The sequence below is a fragment of the Achromobacter sp. FW305-C-28 genome (genome assembly GCF_058783235.1).
Genome location: NZ_JBYSYL010000013.1, coordinates 160,723 through 179,798, shown reverse-complemented (window position 1 = coordinate 179,798; position 19,076 = coordinate 160,723). Strand labels below are relative to the sequence as shown.

At 63.5% G+C, this 19,076-nt stretch carries 24 protein-coding genes; 16 read left to right on the top strand and 8 right to left on the bottom strand.

The window, feature by feature from the left end:
* The 14 genes from AC3WMR_RS26290 to AC3WMR_RS26225 form a co-directional block, all read left to right on the top strand.
* The coding region (locus AC3WMR_RS26290) for an EF-Tu C-terminal domain-related protein (RefSeq protein ID WP_492265982.1) at positions 1-396 on the top strand (396 nt) is incomplete at its 5' end.
* Positions 397-469: 73 nt separating this feature from the next.
* Complete coding sequence (gene rpsJ / locus AC3WMR_RS26285) at positions 470-781, top strand: 30S ribosomal protein S10 (RefSeq protein WP_003806903.1); 312 nt, start codon at positions 470-472, stop codon at positions 779-781.
* A gap of 361 nt (positions 782-1,142) precedes the next feature.
* Positions 1,143-1,832 carry a 50S ribosomal protein L3 gene (gene rplC, locus AC3WMR_RS26280; RefSeq protein WP_175192355.1) on the top strand — a complete coding sequence of 230 codons (690 nt, stop codon included), beginning with the start codon at positions 1,143-1,145 and terminating at the stop codon, positions 1,830-1,832.
* 4 nt (positions 1,833-1,836) lie between these two features.
* A complete protein-coding gene (gene rplD, locus AC3WMR_RS26275; protein ID WP_175192356.1) occupies positions 1,837-2,454 on the top strand; it encodes a 50S ribosomal protein L4 in 618 nt (205 codons plus the stop codon).
* The gene (rplW, locus tag AC3WMR_RS26270; RefSeq protein WP_006216557.1) at positions 2,451-2,747 is read left to right on the top strand and encodes a 50S ribosomal protein L23; all 297 of its coding nucleotides are present in this window, start codon (positions 2,451-2,453) and stop codon (positions 2,745-2,747) included. The genes rplD and rplW overlap by 4 nt, the downstream gene beginning before the upstream one ends.
* Complete coding sequence (rplB, locus tag AC3WMR_RS26265; protein WP_025136344.1) at positions 2,748-3,575, top strand: 50S ribosomal protein L2; 828 nt, start codon at positions 2,748-2,750, stop codon at positions 3,573-3,575. It abuts the gene before it with no gap.
* Between the two features lie 12 nt (positions 3,576-3,587).
* Positions 3,588-3,863: a 30S ribosomal protein S19 gene (gene rpsS, locus AC3WMR_RS26260; RefSeq protein WP_006216555.1), complete on the top strand. Its 276-nt coding sequence runs from the start codon at positions 3,588-3,590 to the stop codon at positions 3,861-3,863.
* A 3-nt stretch (positions 3,864-3,866) separates the two neighbouring features.
* Complete coding sequence (rplV, locus tag AC3WMR_RS26255) at positions 3,867-4,196, top strand: 50S ribosomal protein L22 (RefSeq protein WP_006227021.1); 330 nt, start codon at positions 3,867-3,869, stop codon at positions 4,194-4,196.
* A gap of 9 nt (positions 4,197-4,205) precedes the next feature.
* The gene (rpsC, locus tag AC3WMR_RS26250) at positions 4,206-4,997 is read left to right on the top strand and encodes a 30S ribosomal protein S3 (RefSeq protein ID WP_025136343.1); all 792 of its coding nucleotides are present in this window, start codon (positions 4,206-4,208) and stop codon (positions 4,995-4,997) included.
* Positions 4,998-4,999: 2 nt separating this feature from the next.
* A complete protein-coding gene (gene rplP / locus AC3WMR_RS26245) occupies positions 5,000-5,416 on the top strand; it encodes a 50S ribosomal protein L16 (protein WP_006389610.1) in 417 nt (138 codons plus the stop codon).
* A 13-nt stretch (positions 5,417-5,429) separates the two neighbouring features.
* Positions 5,430-5,621, top strand: coding sequence for a 50S ribosomal protein L29 (gene rpmC, locus AC3WMR_RS26240; protein WP_003806912.1), 192 nt, complete (start codon positions 5,430-5,432; stop codon positions 5,619-5,621).
* 2 nt (positions 5,622-5,623) lie between these two features.
* On the top strand, positions 5,624-5,905 hold the full coding sequence (rpsQ, locus tag AC3WMR_RS26235) for a 30S ribosomal protein S17 (RefSeq protein ID WP_006216549.1): 282 nt from the start codon (positions 5,624-5,626) through the stop codon (positions 5,903-5,905).
* A 60-nt stretch (positions 5,906-5,965) separates the two neighbouring features.
* Positions 5,966-6,481 carry a hypothetical protein gene (locus AC3WMR_RS26230; protein ID WP_492265983.1) on the top strand — a complete coding sequence of 172 codons (516 nt, stop codon included), beginning with the start codon at positions 5,966-5,968 and terminating at the stop codon, positions 6,479-6,481.
* 181 nt (positions 6,482-6,662) lie between these two features.
* Positions 6,663-7,193 carry a hypothetical protein gene (locus tag AC3WMR_RS26225; protein ID WP_492265984.1) on the top strand — a complete coding sequence of 177 codons (531 nt, stop codon included), beginning with the start codon at positions 6,663-6,665 and terminating at the stop codon, positions 7,191-7,193.
* An 81-nt stretch (positions 7,194-7,274) separates the two neighbouring features.
* On the opposite strand, the gene AC3WMR_RS26220 is transcribed toward AC3WMR_RS26225, so the two are convergent.
* The 6 genes from AC3WMR_RS26220 to AC3WMR_RS26195 are packed head-to-tail and all read right to left on the bottom strand — an operon-like array spanning position 7,275 to position 12,991.
* Positions 7,275-8,342: a branched-chain amino acid ABC transporter permease gene (locus AC3WMR_RS26220; protein ID WP_492265985.1), complete on the bottom strand. Its 1,068-nt coding sequence runs from the start codon at positions 8,340-8,342 to the stop codon at positions 7,275-7,277.
* Positions 8,343-8,353: 11 nt separating this feature from the next.
* The gene (locus AC3WMR_RS26215; RefSeq protein WP_492265986.1) at positions 8,354-9,364 is read right to left on the bottom strand and encodes a branched-chain amino acid ABC transporter permease; all 1,011 of its coding nucleotides are present in this window, start codon (positions 9,362-9,364) and stop codon (positions 8,354-8,356) included.
* Complete coding sequence (locus AC3WMR_RS26210; protein ID WP_492265987.1) at positions 9,361-10,113, bottom strand: ABC transporter ATP-binding protein; 753 nt, start codon at positions 10,111-10,113, stop codon at positions 9,361-9,363. Before AC3WMR_RS26210 ends, AC3WMR_RS26215 begins: the two co-directional genes overlap by 4 nt.
* Positions 10,114-10,123: 10 nt before the next feature.
* Positions 10,124-10,894: an ABC transporter ATP-binding protein gene (locus tag AC3WMR_RS26205; protein ID WP_492265988.1), complete on the bottom strand. Its 771-nt coding sequence runs from the start codon at positions 10,892-10,894 to the stop codon at positions 10,124-10,126.
* Positions 10,895-10,906: 12 nt separating this feature from the next.
* Entirely contained in the window at positions 10,907-12,079 is a 1,173-nt protein-coding gene (locus AC3WMR_RS26200; protein ID WP_492265989.1) for a substrate-binding domain-containing protein, read from the bottom strand.
* 15 nt (positions 12,080-12,094) lie between these two features.
* Positions 12,095-12,991: an alpha/beta fold hydrolase gene (locus AC3WMR_RS26195; protein ID WP_492265990.1), complete on the bottom strand. Its 897-nt coding sequence runs from the start codon at positions 12,989-12,991 to the stop codon at positions 12,095-12,097.
* Between the two features lie 167 nt (positions 12,992-13,158).
* Here AC3WMR_RS26195 and AC3WMR_RS26190 point away from each other — a divergent pair, with 167 nt between their 5' ends.
* Positions 13,159-14,118, top strand: coding sequence for an AraC-like ligand-binding domain-containing protein (locus AC3WMR_RS26190; protein WP_492265991.1), 960 nt, complete (start codon positions 13,159-13,161; stop codon positions 14,116-14,118).
* An 81-nt stretch (positions 14,119-14,199) separates the two neighbouring features.
* On the opposite strand, the gene AC3WMR_RS26185 is transcribed toward AC3WMR_RS26190, so the two are convergent.
* The gene (locus AC3WMR_RS26185; RefSeq protein ID WP_492265992.1) at positions 14,200-16,365 is read right to left on the bottom strand and encodes a metallophosphoesterase; all 2,166 of its coding nucleotides are present in this window, start codon (positions 16,363-16,365) and stop codon (positions 14,200-14,202) included.
* A gap of 204 nt (positions 16,366-16,569) precedes the next feature.
* On the bottom strand, positions 16,570-17,997 hold the full coding sequence (locus AC3WMR_RS26180; RefSeq protein ID WP_025136332.1) for an NAD-dependent succinate-semialdehyde dehydrogenase: 1,428 nt from the start codon (positions 17,995-17,997) through the stop codon (positions 16,570-16,572).
* 186 nt (positions 17,998-18,183) lie between these two features.
* Between AC3WMR_RS26180 and AC3WMR_RS26175 the strand changes: the two genes are divergently transcribed.
* Entirely contained in the window at positions 18,184-18,948 is a 765-nt protein-coding gene (locus tag AC3WMR_RS26175) for an aspartyl/asparaginyl beta-hydroxylase domain-containing protein (RefSeq protein WP_492265993.1), read from the top strand.
* Positions 18,949-19,076: the final 128 nt, after the last annotated feature.

Genomic DNA, 19,076 nt, shown 5'->3' with positions numbered 1-19,076 from the left:
AAGCTGCTGGACCAAGGTCAAGCTGGCGACAACGTGGGCATCCTGCTGCGCGGCACCAAGCGTGAAGACGTCCAGCGTGGTCAAGTTCTGGCCAAGCCGGGCTCGATCACCCCGCACACGGACTTCACGTCCGAGGTGTACATCCTGTCCAAGGAAGAGGGCGGCCGCCACACCCCGTTCTTCAACGGCTATCGTCCCCAGTTCTACTTCCGCACGACGGACGTGACGGGCACGATCGACCTGCCGGCCGACAAGGAAATGGTTCTGCCGGGCGACAACGTGACGATGACCGTCAAGCTGCTGGCCCCGATCGCCATGGAAGAAGGTCTGCGTTTCGCCATCCGTGAAGGCGGTCGTACCGTCGGCGCCGGCGTCGTCGCCAAGATCCTGAAGTAATTCGGATCTCTTAAGCAGCACACAACCAGCGAGAGCGCTCGCCGCTCTCGCGTCTCGTTCTTTAGGAAACGCCATGAAAAACCAAAAGATCCGTATCCGCTTGAAAGCCTTCGATTACAAGCTGATCGATCAATCGGCCGCTGAAATCGTCGACACCGCCAAGCGCACGGGCGCCGTTGTCCGTGGCCCGGTGCCGCTGCCCACGCGTATCCGTCGTTACGACGTGCTGCGTTCGCCGCACGTCAACAAGACGTCGCGTGACCAGTTCGAAATCCGTACCCATCAGCGCCTGATGGACATCGTTGATCCCACCGACAAGACCGTTGACGCCCTGATGCGTCTGGACCTGCCGGCCGGCGTCGACGTCGAAATCGCGCTGCAGTAAGGCGTATCGGGTCCGCTACCTTCGCCAGTGGACTCGCAAGAATGGCCGCAATCCTTCGGGACTGCGGCCATTTGTTTTTCTGCCACAGCCTGGTGCGCAGCGGGCGGGACAGGGCGCGTTTCACGCTAAGTGCTTGTGCTGCCTGAAAAAAACATGCTAATATGCGAAGCTTGCCATTTTGTGGCGAGTCTAACTATGGCGAAAGCCTGAGTTACCTCAGTGTTTTCAAGGTGCCCCCGGGTGCCTACTGAAAAGACCCGAGGTGCAAAGGTTCAGCCAGGTTGAACATAGTCGTAGGGCAAAGGCCGTTACCTTTTGCCTGATTAGCCCCGACCAATCGCAGTCGGGAATGGAGAATACGATGTCGAATTCGACACCCACGCCCGCCGCTCATCGGCTGGGGCTGGTGGGTCGCAAGGTCGGCATGACCCGCATTTTTACCGAGGAAGGTGAATCCATCCCGGTGACCGTGCTGGACGTGTCGAACAACCGCGTGACCCAAGTTAAGTCGCTGGAAACCGACGGCTACGCCGCGATCCAAGTGGCTTATGGCACTCGTCGTGCCTCGCGTGTGGCTCAGCCGCAAACGGGCCACTACGCCAAAGCTGGCACTGAAGCCGGCAGCATCCTGAAAGAATTCCGCCTTGATCCCGCTCGCGCCGCTGAATTTGCGGCCGGTGCCGTGATCGCCGTGGAATCGGTGTTCGAAGCCGGCCAACAGGTCGACGTCACGGGCACCACCATTGGTAAAGGCTTCGCCGGTACCATCAAGCGTCACAACTTCGGTTCGCAGCGCGCGTCGCACGGTAACTCCCGTTCGCACCGCGTTCCGGGCTCGATCGGCCAAGCTCAAGATCCGGGCCGCATTTTCCCGGGTAAGCGCATGGCAGGTCACCTGGGTGACGTCACCCGCACCGTTCAAAACCTCGACGTCGTTCGCGTTGACGTTGAGCGCGGCCTGCTGCTGGTCAAGGGCGCTGTCCCCGGCCACGCTGGCGCCGACATCGTCGTGCGTCCGGCCATCAAGGCCCCGGCCAAGAAGGGAGCGTAAGTAAATGGATCTCAAGCTCCTGAACGACCAAGGTCAGGCCGCGACTTTCAGCGCGCCCGACACGATCTTCGGCCGTGACTTCAACGAAGCGCTGATTCACCAGATCGTGGTGGCTTTCCAAGCCAATGCCCGTGCCGGCAACCGCGCTCAGAAGGATCGCTCTGAAGTCAAGCACTCGACCAAGAAGCCCTGGCGCCAGAAGGGTACCGGCCGCGCTCGCGCCGGTATGACTTCGTCGCCGCTGTGGCGTGGCGGTGGTCGGATTTTCCCGAACTCGCCGGAAGAGAACTTCAGCCAGAAGGTCAACAAGAAGATGTACCGCGCCGGGATCCGTTCGATCCTGTCGCAACTGGCTCGCGAAGACCGCATCGCCGTCGTCGAATCGTTCGATCTGGAATCGCCCAAGACCAAGGCCGCCGCTGCAAAGCTGAAGAGCCTGGGCCTGGACTCGGTCCTGATCATCACCGACAGCGTTGATGAGAATGTTTACCTCGCCACCCGCAACCTGCCGCACGTTGCTGTTGTCGAGCCCCGTTATGCCGATCCGTTGTCGCTGGTCCACTACAAGAAAGTGCTGATCACCAAGCCGGCCATCGCTCAACTCGAGGAGATGCTGGGATGAACGCTGAACGCTTGATGCAAGTCATTCTGGCTCCGATCGTGACCGAAAAGGCCACGTTCGTCGCTGAGAAGAATCAGCAAGTCGCTTTCCGTGTCGTGGCTGACGCTACCAAGCCGGAAATCAAGGCTGCCGTCGAACTGCTCTTCAAGGTGCAGGTCGAGTCCGTGCAGGTCCTCAACCGTAAGGGCAAAGTCAAGCGCTTTGGCCGATTCGTTGGCCGCCGCCGCAATGAGCGCAAGGCTTACGTTTCGCTCAAGGACGGCCAGGAAATCGACTTTGCGGAGGTGAAGTAAATGGCCCTCGTAAAAGTTAAGCCGACTTCGGCCGGCCGCCGTGGCATGGTGAAGGTTGTCAGTCCCAACCTGCACAAGGGTGAGCCCTACGCGCCGCTGCTGGAAAAGAAGACCCGTGGTTCTGGCCGTAACAACAACGGTCACATCACGATCCGCCACCGTGGCGGCGGTCACAAGCAACACTACCGTGTCGTCGACTTCCGTCGCGACAAGGACGGCATCCCGGCAAAGGTCGAGCGTCTGGAATATGACCCCAACCGTACGGCGCACATCGCTCTGCTGTGCTACGCCGACGGCGAACGTCGTTACATCATCGCTCCGCGTGGTCTGGAAGTGGGCGCTACGCTGCTGTCGGGCGTCGAAGCCCCGATCCGCGCTGGCAACACGCTGCCGATCCGCAACATCCCGGTGGGTACGACGATTCACTGCGTCGAAATGCTGCCCGGCAAGGGTGCCCAGATGGTCCGTTCGGCCGGCGCTTCCGCCGTCCTGCTGGCTCGCGAAGGCATCTACGCTCAGGTGCGTCTGCGCTCGGGTGAAGTCCGCCGTGTGCACATCGAATGCCGCGCCACCATTGGTGAAGTCGGTAACGAAGAACACAGCCTGCGCCAAATCGGCAAGGCCGGTGCAATGCGTTGGCGCGGTGTCCGCCCGACGGTTCGTGGCGTGGCCATGAACCCGGTCGATCACCCGCACGGTGGCGGCGAAGGCCGTACCGGTGAAGCACGCGAACCGGTCAGCCCGTGGGGCACTCCGGCGAAGGGTTTCAAGACCCGTCGCAACAAGCGGACGAACAATATGATCGTCCAACGGCGCAAGCGCAAGTAAGAGGCGAACACTATGTCACGTTCGATCAAGAAAGGCCCGTTTGTCGATGCTCACCTGATCAAAAAGGTGGACACGGCCGTCGCGGGCAAAGACAAGAAGCCGATCAAGACCTGGTCGCGTCGCTCGACGATCCTGCCCGAGTTCATCGGTCTGACGATCGCTGTGCACAACGGCAAGCAGCATGTTCCCGTTTACATCAACGAGAACATGGTCGGTCACAAGCTGGGCGAGTTCGCGCTGACCCGTACGTTCAAGGGTCACGCCGCGGACAAGAAGGCGAAGAGGTAAGCGATGGAAACTACTGCCATTATCCGTGGGGTTCACATCTCCGCTCAAAAGACGCGTCTGGTTGCGGATCTGATCCGCGGTCAGAAGGTCGGCCGTGCGCTCGAGATCCTCACCTTCTCGCCGAAGAAGGCTGCCGTCATCCTGAAGAAGGCTGTCGAGTCCGCCATCGCCAACGCCGAGCACAACGACGGCGCCGATATCGACGAACTGAAAGTCACCACGATCTTCGTGGACAAGGCTCAGTCGATGAAGCGCTTCTCCGCTCGCGCCAAGGGCCGCGGCAACCGTATCGAGAAGCAGACCTGCCACATCACGGTCAAGGTCGGAGCTTAAGGAGTCACGATGGGTCAGAAAATTCACCCCACTGGGTTCCGTCTCGCGGTCACCCGTAATTGGTCCTCGCGTTGGTTCGCCGACGACAAGGCCTTCGGCGCCATGCTGGCCGAAGACATTCGCGTTCGCGAGTACCTGAAGAAGAAGCTCAAGAGCGCCTCCGTTGGTCGCGTGATCATCGAGCGTCCGGCCAAGAATGCCCGCATCACCGTCTACTCGGCTCGCCCGGGCGTGGTGATCGGCAAGCGCGGCGAAGACATCGAAAGCCTGAAGGCTGATCTGCAGCGTCTGATGGGCGTGCCCGTGCACGTCAACATCGAAGAAATCCGCAAGCCGGAAACCGATGCTCAACTGATCGCCGACTCGATCTCGCAACAGCTCGAGAAGCGCATCATGTTCCGCCGCGCCATGAAGCGCGCCATGCAGAACGCGATGCGTCTGGGTGCCCAAGGCATCAAGATCATGAGCTCGGGCCGTCTGAACGGTATCGAAATCGCCCGCACCGAGTGGTATCGCGAAGGCCGTGTGCCGCTGCACACCCTCAAGGCCAACATCGACTACGGCACCTCCGAAGCCCACACCACGTACGGCGTGATCGGCATCAAGGTCTGGGTCTACAAGGGCGACATGCTGGCCAACGGCGAATTGCCGCCGGAAACCGCTGCCCCGCGTGAAGAAGAACGTCGTCCGCGCCGCGCTCCGCGTGGTGATCGTCCGGACGGTGCTCGCACCGGTCGTCCGGGTGGTCGTGGCCGTGGTCCCCGCAAGGCGGACGCTGCTCCGGCGCCTGAAGGAGAATAACCATGCTGCAACCCTCTCGCAGAAAGTATCGCAAAGAGCAGAAGGGCCGCAACACCGGTCTGGCGACCCGTGGTACCCACGTGTCGTTCGGCGAATTCGGTCTGAAGGCCACCGGCCGTGGCCGTCTGACCGCCCGTCAGATCGAAGCGGCTCGTCGTGCCATCAATCGTCACATCAAGCGTGGCGGCCGTATCTGGATTCGCATTTTCCCGGACAAGCCGATCTCGCAAAAGCCTGCCGAAGTCCGTATGGGTAACGGTAAGGGCAACCCGGAGTACTGGGTTGCTGAAATTCAGCCCGGCAAGGTGCTCTACGAAATGGAAGGGGTTAGCGAAGAGCTCGCGCGTGAAGCTTTCCGCCTGGCCGCTGCCAAGTTGCCGATTTCGACCACGTTCGTCGCGCGTCATATCGGTGCTTAAGGAGTACTAAGACATGAAAGCCAGCGAACTCCGTTCGAAAGACGCCGCCGAGCTCGGCAAAGAGCTCGAAAGCCTGCTGAAGGCGCAATTCGGTCTGCGTATGCAGAAGGCCACGCAGCAGCTTGCCAACACCAGCCAGCTGCGTAACGTGCGCCGCGACATCGCGCGCGTGCGTACCTTGCTGACCGAGAAGGCAGGGAAATAAAGATGAGCGAAACTCAAAACACCCAAGTGGCCAAGCGCCAGCGTACGCTGGTCGGCAAGGTCGTCAGCAACAAGATGGACAAGACTGTCGTCGTTCTGGTTGAGCGCCGCGTCAAGCACCCCATCTTCGGCAAGATCATCATGCGTTCCGCGAAGTACAAGGCGCACGATGAATCGAACCAGTACAACGAAGGCGATACGGTTGAAATCGCTGAAGGCCGTCCCATCTCGCGCTCGAAGTCGTGGCGTGTGGTGCGTCTGGTTGAAGCCGCACGTATCATCTAAGTTAAGCAGGATTTCGGAACGGTTCGCCGTTCTGATATAAAACGGCAAGGGCTCATCCCCTTGCCGTTTTTTTTCGTTTATGCATTCTCCAAGGGCATCATGCGCGGTTTCATGAAGGTGGCTGGGTGCGGCCTGCTGATCGTGGGCGCTATAGCGTTGGCGCCGATCGCGGACGCCGCGGATCCGGCTACCGTCGGCAGGAATGTGCTGAACGCGGGCCCCGATCCTCGCGTCCAGCTCGATGGCCTGTCACGTGATCACGCCGCCATCTTCGGCACTCAGGACGAAGACGAACAGGCCGTGCTGGATCAGGAGCGCGCGGTGCAGACGCAGCAGGATCAATTGCGGATGCTGGAGCGGCTGTTGACCCAGAAGCCGGCCGCAGTCAATCCACCGGCTGCGGCAACCATCCCGTTGAGCAAGCCGACGGATGCACCCATGAATATGGCGCCTTTGGCGCCGACGCCGTCCGGCTCGAAACTGGGTGGGGAGGCGCAGCGCAGCATCGACCAGATGCAAAAGCGCGTCAATGAATTGCGACGGGGGGTGGATACGTCGGCACAAGGCGCACGTTGAACCTGTCGAGTCGATCCCTGTGCTGCCTGGGACTTCGGGATTCGTATCGCGGAACCGATTGAAACCGAACGATGCCTGGACGGGTTACAGACTTGTCCGATAAGAATGCTGTCCCTGATATAAATGCCGGGCAGGCAGGGTAGTTCACCCTCTAGCAGGCAATCCCTCAGGAGATGGGCATATGCGTATCGCAGCAGGCACACGTGGTTGGATGCAGGCGGCTGTATTGGCGGGTGCGAGCATGGCGGCGTTTGCCGCTTCCGCCCAGGTCGTGTTGAAGGACCAATCGTTTCCCAGGCCCTACGATGACAGCCTGATGGTCGTGGGCAGCGATAGCCGGGTACGGGCAGGCATCGAGGTGCGGGCCCTGGAGAAATTGATGCAGCAGGTGGCCGACCAGGGCAGGGCCTTGGACGAACTGCGCGGCAAGAACGACGCCTTGAACCGCAAGGTGGACGAGCAGGCCCAGAAAATCGCGAACCTGGAACGCAAGCAAGGCGACGGCGGGCGCAGCAGTGACAATCAGAAAGGCGATATCGACAAACTGTCCCGTGCTGTGGATAACCAGAAGAGCGAGCTCGACAAGTTGTCGCGCAGTGTGTCCCAGTTGAGCAGCGCGGGCAACTCCGGCGATCGCAAGGTCGATGACATGCAGCGACGTATCGACGATCTCAAGCGCAGCGTGGATGATCTGCGCAGCCGCGTGAAGTAGTCACGGGTGGAGGGTGCCTGAACGCGCCTTGCGCATGTTCAGGCCGTCTTCGCCGTGCGGCCTGGCAGGCCTGTTCGTTCGCTACGGACGCCGGGCCAGTTCCCGCAGCCGCCCCGCAACGCCCGTGGGAAAGTAATACACCGACAGCACGAACAGGATGCCCAGCCACAGCAGCCAGCGGTCTGGTTCGAACAGCAGTGCCAGGGGCGCGACGCCCGCGACGGCGTCGTGGATCACGTGCAGTCCATCCTGCAGGTAGCTTTGGGCGAACACGAACAGGCTGGCGCCGATGATCGCGCCGTACATCGTGCCCATGCCGCCGATCACTACCATCAGCAGAATGTTCAACATGATCTCGAACGAGAGCGACGTGTCCGGACCGTTGTAGCGCAGCCAGAGCGCATACAGGGCGCCCGCCAGCGTTGCGAAGGCTGCGGCAAGCAGATTGGACAGGCTGCGATACAGCACGGTGCGGTATCCGATCGCTTCGGCACGGAAGGGATTCTCGCGGATCGCCTGCAGCACGCGGCCGAACGGGGAGTTGACGATGCGCAGCAGCATCAGAAACAGCACCACGCACACGGCGGCGATCAGGTAGTAGGTGATGACGCGGCCGTCGATCGTGACACCGAACAGGGGCTCCGACAGGGGACGGTAGGCCGGACGCAGCATCTGCGGCACCTTGAAGTTCAGGCCGTCTTCGCCGCCAGTCAGGTCTGACAGCTGCGACACCAAGGTCTGGAACGCGGCGGCGACGGCCAGCGTGATCATGGCGTAGAAGATGGCCCGCACCCGCAGGCTGGCCAGGCCGATGATCAGCGCAAACACCAGCGATACCGCGAGCCCCGCACCCACGCCGGCCAGGACCGACAGCCAGCTGGCATCCAGGCGCACGCTGGCGATGGCCACGCCATAGGCGCCGATGCCGAAGAACATGGTGTGGGCAAAGCTGACGATGCCGGTGTAACCCAGCAGCAGGTCATAGCTGGCGACCAGGATGACGAACACCAGGATTTTGGCTGCCACGGCCAGCGCTTTCGGACCCGGAAACAGGAAGGGCGCTGCGGCCAGGGCCGCGACGATGGCGATCAGCATGACCGCGAGCAAGGTGCTGCGCGGCGGGTCGCCGGAGAGCAGTCGGAAAGACATGGCGGCGGCTCCTAGCGGTTCGTGACCGGATACACGCCTTGCGGGCGCCACAGCAAAATGGCGACCATCAGGGCGATGTTCGAAAATAGCGCGGCCTTGGGCATCAGAAAGCCGGTGTAGTTGGCCATCAAACCCACCAGCAGCGCGCCGATCAGGCAGCCGACCGTGGACCCCAGGCCGCCGATCATGATGACGATGAAGATCAGCACATTTACCTGCGCACCCAGCTGTGGCACGATGGATTGCTGATAAAGGCCCCACAGCACGCCGCCCAGGCCCGCTAGCATCGACCCGGCGACAAACACGCCGACGAACAGGTGGCGGATGCGGTAGCCCAGGCTTTCGACCATTTCGCGGTCTTCGACGCCGGCGCGGATGAGCAGGCCGAGCTTGGTGCGGTTGAGCAGCCACAGCATGCCGCCCAGCACGGCCAGGCCTACTACGAGCGCGACGATGCGGAATTTCTCGATGGCGGCATCGCCGATCAGCACCGCGCCACGCAATGCGTCAGGCAATGGCAACGACAGCGTCTGCGGACCCCACAGCATCTTGATGATCTCTTCGCCGATGATCATGCCGCCCATGGTGATGAGGATCTGCTTCAGATGCTGGCCATAGACGGGGCGCACAATCACGCGCTCGAATGCGACGCCCGCGGCGCCTGCCACCAGCATACCCACGATCAGTGCCGGCAGCACCGCGGCCAGGTTCAACCACAGGCTGCCGGATTGGGTCCAGTCGGCCATCGAACCCAGCACGGTGGCGGCCATGTAGGCGCCGATCGCGATGAACAGGCCGTGGCCGAAGTTCAGCACGTCCATCAGCCCGAACACCAGCGTCATGCCCGATGCCACGATGAAGATGATCATGCCCATGGCCAGGCCGGCGAAGGTCAGCGTGACCCAGGTCGAGAACGAGCCGACGAGCGGCAAGGCGATGGCGGCCAGCGCAAGCACCAGCAGCACGGGGCGCAGGTCAGCGCGCGTGCGCGGCAGCGGCGCGTCGATATCGGCGGCGGTCATTGGTGGGCTCCCAGGGACAGGCCGAGCAGGCGGGTCTGCAGCGCCTCGTCTTGCGCCAGCTGGGTCATGCTGCCGGCGTGCACGACGCGACCGTTGTCCATGACGGCCACGTGATCTCCCACTTGGCGTGCGAAATTGAAGTTCTGCTCCACCAGCAAGATGGTGGTCGAGGCTTGCTTGAGTTCGATGAAGGCGTCGATCATGCTCTGGATGATGGCGGGCGCCAGGCCCTTGCTGGGTTCGTCCACCAGCAGCAGGCGGCGCGGCTCGATGATGGCGCGGGCAACGGCCAGCATCTGCTTCTGGCCGCCCGACAGCTTGCCGGCGGGGTGCAGCCAGAATTTCTTGAGCGCCGGGAAGAAGCCGAAGATCCATTCCAGCCGGGCGGTGTCGAGCTGGCCGGCGTTGCGTGCCTGGCGGGCCGCCAGCAGGATGTTTTCCTTGACCGACAGGTCGGCGAAGATGCCCATGTTCTCGGGCACGTAGGCAATGCCCTGCCGCGCCATGTCGGGCGGCGAGGTGCGTACACCAGGGCCACCGGCCGGCGCGCCGTCAAAGGCGATGCGGCCTTGCGTGGCCTTCCACAGACCCATGATCGTGCGCAGCGTGGTGGTCTTGCCGGCGCCGTTGCGGCCCAGCAGCATGGTGACGGCCGCGGGCGGCACGGCCAGGTCCACGCCATGCAGGATGTGATACGCGCCAATATGCGTATGCACGTCTTTCAGTTCCAGCAGCGGGGGCGCGCTCACGGGGCCGTCCTCATTGGGTTTTCTCCGGCAGGCTGACGCCCAGGTAGGCCTGCTGCACGATCGGCGATGCGATCACCTCGGCAGGCTCGCCGTCGGCCATCAACTGGCCGTTGTGCAGCACCACGATGCGGTCCGCCAGTTCGCGCACCACGTCCATCTTGTGCTCCACCAGCAGAATCGTCTTGGACGGGTCCTGCTTGATCTCGCGGATCAGGTCCAACACCACGGGCACATCGTCCACGCTCATGCCGGCGGTGGGTTCGTCGAACATGAATACCTGTGGCTCCAGGGCGATGAGCATGGCGATCTCGAGCTTGCGCTGGTCGCCGTGCGGCAGGTCAGCGGCGATCTGATCGCGGCGGGCGGCCAGCCGGGTCCGCTCCAGCAGCGCGTCGGCGCGTGCCAACAGGGCGCGGTCGTCGTCCCAGGTGCGCCAGAAGCGGATCTGCCGCCAGCTCAGGCCTTGCTGACGCGATTGCAGCGCGAGCCGCACGTTCTCGCGCACGGATAGCCGCGGAAACAACTGGGTAAGCTGGAAGGCGCGTCCCAGGCCCCCGTGCATGCGGGCTGGCGCCGACAGGCGGGTCAGGTCGCGCCCGTTCAGGCGCACCGACCCCCCGCTGGCGCGCAGCTGGCCGGAGATCAGGTTGAAGTAGGTGGTCTTGCCCGCGCCGTTAGGGCCGACGATGGCCGTCAGGCTGCCGGGTGCGAAGCGGCAACTGACTTCATTGACGGCCACGTGGCCGCCAAAGCGGACCGTGAGCGATTGGGTTTCCAGCATGAAGGGCAGGGCTCAGCGTTTGTTCTGGATGGGCACCGCCATCTGGTCGGGCGTGATTTCCTTGACCAGGTCCTGCACGGCCCACGGCACCGACGGGTCGTTCTTGATGCGGAAGTGGTACATCGATTGCATGGCTTGGTGGTCTTCAGGCCGGAAGGTCATCTTGCCCTTGGGGGTGTCAAAGCTCATGCCTTCCATCGCCTTGATAAGCGTGTCCGTATCGGACTTGCCGGCGGTTTTATTCAAGGCCGCCACCAGCGCGATGCCAGCCGACATGCCGCCCGCGGTGAAGAAGTCCGGCGGCTGGCCGTAGCGCTTCTGGTGTTCGGCCACCAGCCAATCGTTGACCGGGTTCTTGGGAATGCCGTAGTAGTAATAGGTGGCGCCTTCCATGCCGGCCAGGGGCTTGAGCGGCGTCATCGCAGCCAGGGTATTGCCGCCCGTGGCGATTTCGATGCCGAAGCGCTTGGGGTCCAGGTCGGCGATCTTGAACGGATTGCCGGCGCCCGCCCAGAGGATGAAGATGATCTTGCGGCCGGGCTTGTCCTTGAGTGCGTCGAACAGGCGCTGGGCGCCGGCCGTGAAGTCGGTCGCGTTGGCGGGCAGGTATTCCTCGTGCACGATCTTGGCTTGCTTGAGGGCGCCCTTGAAGGCCTTGACGCCGTCGCGGCCGAATGCGTAGTCCTGCGCCAGCATGGCGATGGACGTGCCCGCCTGGTCGAAGGCGACGGCGTTGGCGATGGCGTCTTGCGAGGAATTGCGGCCGGTGCGGAAGATGTACTTGTTCCACTTGTCGCCGGTGATCGAGTCGGCAACGGCCGGTTCCACCAGCAGGATCTTTTCGTATTCTTCGGCGATCGGCAGCATGGCCAGCGCCACGCCCGACGACGTGGGTCCCACGGCGATGTCGGCGTTGTCGTCGGCATAGGCGGACGCGAGCTGGGCGCGAGCGACGTCCGGCTTGCCCTGGTTGTCCTTTTCAATGACGCGGATCTTGCGGCCGGCCACCGTCATGCTGCCCTGGGTGGCGTACTCCAGGCCCAGCATCAAGCCGTTGTGGGTCTGCTTGGCGTAGGCCTCCAGCGGGCCCGTCTTGTCGTAGACGTGCGCCACGACGAAATCCTTGGCCGCGGCGGCGGAACTCATGCACAGGCCGACCAGCGTGGCAAGCAATAAGCGTTTCATGGGAGTCTCCTTGTTCTATTGATTGCCGGCGGTGTCGATGGCGGCCGACGTGGCGAGAAAGCGGCGGATCGCGTCGATCTGCGGCGTGACGTTCAGGGCAGGGGCGTGGCCGCAATCGGGGAAGTCGATGCGTTCTGCGCGTGGCCCGCGTTGCGTCATGGCGTGGGCGACCTCGGGCAACAACAGGTCGGAATCGGCGCCACGCAGCAATAGCAGCGGCATATCCAGGCTGTCGTATTCCGTCCAGCGCTCGTAGTCGGTGGGGTGATGGCTGAACTGGCCGACAATCGCCGGGTCGTAGTGCGCCGTGACGCGCCCGTCGGGCAGCCGGCGTACCGATGTTTCGGCCATGCGGCGCCATTGCTCGTCGCTCTGCCAGCCATAAGGCTTGTAGGCGGCGCGCAGCCAGGTCTCGAGTTCCGTGACGGTATCGAAGGCAGGCGGGTTGCCGGCATAGGCCAGGATGCGTGCGATGGCCGGTTGCGGCAGCGTCGGGCCGATATCGTTGACCACCAGGTGCGAGACGCGGCCTTTGAGCGTGGTGGCGGCCGCCAGCATGCCCGTGGCGCCACCCATCGACGTGCCGACCCACCGGACGCGTGTCAGCGACAGGCTGTCGAGCAGGGCGCGCGCCAGCCGGGCGTAGAACTCGAGCCGGTACTCCGCGACCGGGTCCGGACTCCATTGAGACAGGCCGCGGCCGATCGTGTCGGGACAGATGATGCGATAGTCGCCCGCCAGCGCCTGCGCCAGTTCGTCGAAATCCCGGCCGGTCCTGGCCAGGCCGTGCCACATGATGAGCGCGGGGGCGTCGGGGGCGCCCCACTCGGTGTAATGCAGTTCGCGGCCCTCGCAGCGCAGATAGTGCGAAGTCGGTGCGTGGCAGGCGGCCTGTGCGGGCGCGTTAGCCATGAGTCTCCTCCCGGGTTGCCCAGGTTGTATGCTTATCGGGCTGAATATAGACTTGCGCCCGGCGCGGCCACAATGCGCCAGACCGCCCGCGGCAGGGTGAGTCAAGAATATGTAGACGCAGGATCACAAGCGCCCAGCCCGACCCGCGCACACCAGGAGACCGCGCCATGCCCGATACGGAATTTGCCATTTCGGCCATTACCGGCGCTGAACGCCATGAGCAATGGCGCGCGGCCTTGTCCGACGCCTTCGGGCCGTTCGAAGTGCACCATGGGCAGGGCGGACGTTTCGCCGGCCATGTACGCTACGTGCGGCGGGCCGCTTTGCAGTTCAATGACCTGCACTATCAGGGACAGAAGATCGAGCGCACCGCCGGTAATGTGTCGCGGCTGGACCAGGAGTTCTATACCTTCGGCCTGCCCTTGACCGGGCCGTTGGCGGTGGTGCAGCAGGGTCGCGAATTCCAGGTCGAGCCAGGTTGCGTCTACCTGATGAACCAGAGCCTGCCTTATCAAGCCACCGCCCTGGGCGCTGACGGCTACCGCAGCCTGAGCGTGTCGTTTCCGCGCAGCGCGCTGTCACAGCGCGATTCTCGTATCGGCCCGTTTTACAAGCTGCGCGTCGATGATGGCTCGCCGCGGGGGGCGATGCTGGCCAGCTATATGGACCACCTGTTCAAGGGCCTGGATGGCTGGACGGCCGCCGAAGCGGCCGAACTGGGCGAACGGCTGATCGACCTGATCGTGCTGTTCGTGGTGCAGCCGGGGCAGGGCCATGCGTCGGCATCGGACAGCAGCGTCACCATGGCGCACCGGCAACGGGCCATGGCCTACATCCGCCAGCATCTCGCCGACCCGGCGCTGACGCCCCAGCGGGTGGCGCAGGGCTGTGGCGTGTCGGTGGCTTATCTGCACCGCATCTTCCAGGCAGGCGACCTGTCCGTGGAAAGCTTCGTGTTTGACCAACGCCTGGAGCGTTGTCGTGAATTGCTGTTGAATCCGGCGCAGCGTCACCGCGGTATCGCCGAATTGGCCTACCAGGCCGGCTTCGCACATCCCTCGCATTTCAGCCGGCTTTTCAAGCAGCGCTTCGGCGTGTCGCCGCGCGAGTGGCGTGCACGCGGCTAGACCGGGGGCGGTACGACAGCGCAAAAAAAAGGCCCGCTTGCGCGGGCCTTGTCGTCTCCGGCGCCAGGCCGGACACCGCCCTTAGAAGGGCGAGGGCTGGGTCGACAGATTGACCACGGTGTTGCTCTTGAGGTCAACGAGGATGTGCTCGGACGGCAGGCCGTCGGCCAACTTCAACATGATCGCCATCAGCGGCTTGAAGCGCGCCTTGTACATGTCGGCCAGCGTGTTCGCGTCGCTGACGCGGTCACCGTTGAGCTGCAGGCCGGCGTTGGTCTGGCTCAGTGCCTGGGCCAGCAGCTTGTACTGGCTGGCGCGCTGGGCCGGGATGTCGGCATAGGCCAGGTCACCGGCATTGGCCAGGCGCACGAAGTCACCCGCCAGGTCCAGCGCCTGCCACTTGGCGAAGTCCGCCAATTGCATGCCATGCGCTTGGGCCAGGGCCTGTGCGCGGTTCTGGGCATCGGCCAGGTCCGCGGCATACGCGGGGTTGCTGGCATTGGGGCCGCCGGCGGTGTACAGGCAGTTGAAGAACTCGGGCGTCAGCTTGTTGTGGTCACCGGTGTTCTTCAGTTCGGCCAGCGTCACCGTGGTGCGCAACTGCGACAGCACGAGCATGTCGGCGCCAGTCAGGGGGCTCTTGACCAGCTCGCGCATTTCGCAGCGCCAGTCGTCATTGAGCAAGCGCAGGCGCACCAGTTCGCTCATGTAGCGATAGTTGAAGTCGCCGTAGTCCTTGGCGTCCAGGATGGACACATTCCAGCGCGGCGGCACGTCATACGCGTTCTCGGCGCGGTACAGGTCGAACAGCTCATCGAAGCGCGGCACCTTGTCCAGGCGGATCGTCTTGACCTCGATCTCGCTGGCGCTTTGCAGCGTCATGATCTTGTAGGCCGGCACGTAGGCGGCCATGGACGGCGCCTGGATGTTGAACAGCGCCTTGTCGCCGCCATACGTGCGCACCGCCATGTCATTGAAATGCATGTGGCCGCCGACGTGGATCTTCAAACCGGTCTCGGCCAGCGCGCGGGTGGTGTTCTCCGCCGGGCGGCGCACCATCTGCATCTTGTTGGCGCCCAGCAGCGCTTCGATGTCGTCCGAGGCGCCATTGAAGAATTCCGTCATCGGGAAATGGCTGAACGCGATCACCTGCTTGCCCTGCGCCTTGCCGCGCGCCACCACATCGGCCAGCCACTTGATCACGTGGGACTTGTGCGTGAGCATCTTGTTGTAGCCCTGGTCGCCCGAACCGGTGAAATCATTCGGGCCGGTCCCCGTCGGCACGTAGACGTTGGCATCCAGGCCAACCAGCCACACCCCCTTGACGGGTTCGACCACGTAGGACGTGTCCGGCACCATCTTGCACAGGGTGTAGTTCGACGGCTTGTTGGGGCCGCCCGTACCCTGGGCGCAGATTTCGTACTGGCGATTGATCCACCCGGCTTGCGACAGCGCGGTGTTGTAGTTGTAGTCCTCGTACTTGTAGGTGCTGTACGGGGTTTCGTAATACACATACTGCGGCTTGGGCATGAAGCCGTGCTGGGCCAGGGCGTCCGTGATGCCCGCATAGCCCATGTGCAGCACTTCCTCGGTGCAGTAGGTGTCGCCTACGCGCGCCCAGTCGCCGGCATAGGGCGTGCTGCAGGCAGCGTTGCCGCCGCGGCTGTAGATGGGTTGCGAGAAGCCGATGGCGCCGGTGACCGGGTCCAGGCCCAGGTAGTCGCTCTTGCCGTTCGCCTGGTTGAAGGGGCGTACCGGATCGTGGTTGCCGGGGGCGGCGAAGAACTGGATGCCGTACTTGGCCGCGTACTCGTCCATCACCTTGACCAGGCCGCGCATGTGCACCGGCTGGCCGTCGTCCGAGAAGTCGCCGGGCAGGGCGATGTACTTCACACCGCGGGTCGCCGCGTCATCCAGCGCCGCCAGGAACGCAAAGTAGTTTTCGTTGAACAGCCGCGTCGACGTCAGCTGCGCGTACATCGTGCGGATGGTGGCGTTGTCGCCGCGCTTGGGGTTGGGGATGCCGGGAAACGAACCATCCTTGAAATCCGCATAGATGTCGTGGAAATGGATGTCCGGCATGAACGCAACTTGCACGGGGGCGGGTTGCTGCGGCGTGGCGGGCGTTTCGGCAACGGGCGGCTTGCTGCCATTGTCGTCGTCGTCCTTGTCGCCGCCGCAGGCGGCCAGCAAGGCCATGAGCGCCATCGCGCCCGCGGATCGGGCGAGACGTTGATATCGATTCATTGTGCTTCTCTCTCTTTTTGGAACAAGTTTTCTTCAGGCGACTGTTTCCCCGTTCCTGGGAAGTCGCGCCCGCGAGCGAGGCGCAATCCTGGGGGGTCAGGATGACAGCGTGATGAAAGAATGGCGCCAAAACTGTCCGCATCACCTTGATCGACAGGCGAAAAAAAAGCCCCTTGCGGGGCTTTTTGCGAGAGGGCGCCTGGGTCAGATGTGCGTGATGAACTTCGTGACCAGGTAGCCATCGAACGTTTCGAGGCCGCCTTCGCTGCCGATGCCGCTGTCCTTGATGCCGCCGAAGGGCGTCTCGGCCAGGGCGCTGCCGAAATGGTTGATGTTGACCATGCCGGCTTCCAGGCCGTTGGAGACCTTGGTGGCGGTCTGTAGCGAGTTCGTGAACACGTAGGACGACAGGCCGAACGGCAGGCTGTTGGCGCGCGCCAGCACTTCATCGGTGTCGGTGAAGCGGACCACCGGCGCGACCGGGCCGAAGGGCTCTTCGGTCATCAGCATGGAATTGTCGGGCAGGTCGGTCACGACCGTGGGGGCGAAGAAGAAGCCCTTGCGGTCCAGCGGGCCGCCGCCGACCACCACCTTGCCGCCGTGCTTCTTGGCGTCGTCGATGAAGGCGCTCATGGCGGGCACGCGGCGCTCATGGGCCAGCGGGCCCATGTCGGTGCCGGCTTCCAGGCCGTCGCCGACCTTGATGTTCTTGAGCACATCGGTGAAGCGCGCCAGGAATTGTTCGTAGGCGCCGTTCTGCACGTAGAAGCGGGTGGGCGATACGCAGACCTGGCCAGCGTTGCGGACCTTGAACTTGGCCAGCATGGTGGCGGCGCGGTCGATGTCGGCGTCGTCGAACACCAGCACGGGCGAATGGCCGCCCAGTTCCATGGTGACGCGCTTCATGTGCGCACCGGCCAGCGCGGCCAGCTGCTTGCCCACCGGCACGGAACCGGTGAACGAGACCTTGCGCACGATGGGCGAACGGATCAGGTAGTCGGAAATCTTGGCGGGCTCGCCCCAGACGATGTTCAGGCAGCCCTTGGGCAGGCCGGCGTCGTGGAACATGCGGGCGATGGCCATGACGGCGCTGGGCGAGTCTTCCGGACCCTTGAGCACCACCGTGCAACCGGCGCCGAGCGCGGCGGCGATCTTGCGGATGGCCTGGTTGTACGGGAAGTTCCAGGGCGTGAACGCGGCGCAGACGCCGATGGGTTCGCGCACGACGATCTGGCGCACGTCGGGGTTGCGCGGCTGAATCACGCGGCCGTAGATGCGGCGGCATTCCTCGGCGTGCCAGTCGGCGTGCTCGGCGCAGGAAGTGACTTCGCCGACGGCTTCCGCCAGGGGCTTGCCCTGGTCCAGCGTCATGTTGCGGCCGATTTCCTTGGCGCGTTCGCGCGACAGCGTGGCGACCTTGCGCAGGATGGCGGAACGATCCATGGGAGAAGACTTCTTCCAGGATTCGAACGCGCGCTGGGCGGCGGCTAGCGCGCGATCCAGATCCGCTTCGGTGGCGTGGGGCAGCTGGCCGAGCACTTCCAGCGTGGCCGGGTTGATGACGTCCTGGGTGCGCCTGCCCTCGCCGGCAACGAATTCGCCATCGATATACAGCGCCAACTGTTCATACATGCCTGTCTTTCCTTGCGAAATAGGAGTGGGTAGCGATCGCGGTCGCCCATGCCAGTCTAAACCAGCTTGCCGGCCGCGGGGAGGTCCAATTCCGGCGGCCGCCTAGGAGCCAATGGACGGCACTTGCGTGCAGCGGGTACCGTCGACAAAATGGTGCATCTTTGGCTGTCTATATAGATACCTATTGTGCAACCCGTCGATACGCGTCCGCCGAGCCAGCCCAGTGTCTATTCCCGCGTTTTCTTCCGTTTCATAGATTGGTTACGGCACCGGATCGCGCTGGCGTCCCTGGTGGGTGACCATCCCATCTTCAAGAACAGCCAGTTTCCCTGGGTGGCCGCCCTCGAGGCCCAGGCGCCCGCCATTCGCGCCGAACTGGTGGCCCTGTTGGCCGAGCGCCAGCAGCTGCCGTCCTTCCATGAACTGTCCCCCGATGTCGGCATGATCACGTCCGACGACCAGTGGAAGACTTTCGTCTTCATGGGCTACGGGCTGCGTTCGGACCGCAACCTGGCGCGGTGCCCGGCGACCGCCCGGGCATTGCAGGGCATCCCGGGCCTGCGCACGGCGTTCTATTCCATCCTGGAACCAGGCAAGCGCATCCCGTTGCACACCGGCCCCTACAACGGCGTGCTGCGCCTGCACCTGGGGCTGGTGGTGCCCGAGCCGGCCGATCAATGCTGGATCGAGGTCGGTGGCGAGCGCTATTGCTGGAAAGAGGGCGAGGCCGTGGTGTTCGACGACCTGTACCCCCACCAGGTGCACAACGACACTGCCGGCACGCGAGCCGTCCTGTTCGTCGATTTCGAACGGCCCTGCCGGGCGCCGATACGCTGGCTCAACCGGCTGGTGCTGATGGCCGCGCCGTTCACCGACGAAATCCGCCGGGGCAAGGCCAACCACGACGCCTGGGAGCGAAACTACTACCGGGATAAAACGGGGGCAGATTGATTTCCCTCGCGTCGCGGCCTGGGCGGGTCGTCGGAAGCGGCCACCTGTGTCGAGTTTTCCACAGGCGCTGTCGTGTATTTGCTCACTATCTCAACAAAGGGCTTGCGCTCAAAATCTAACCACGCTAG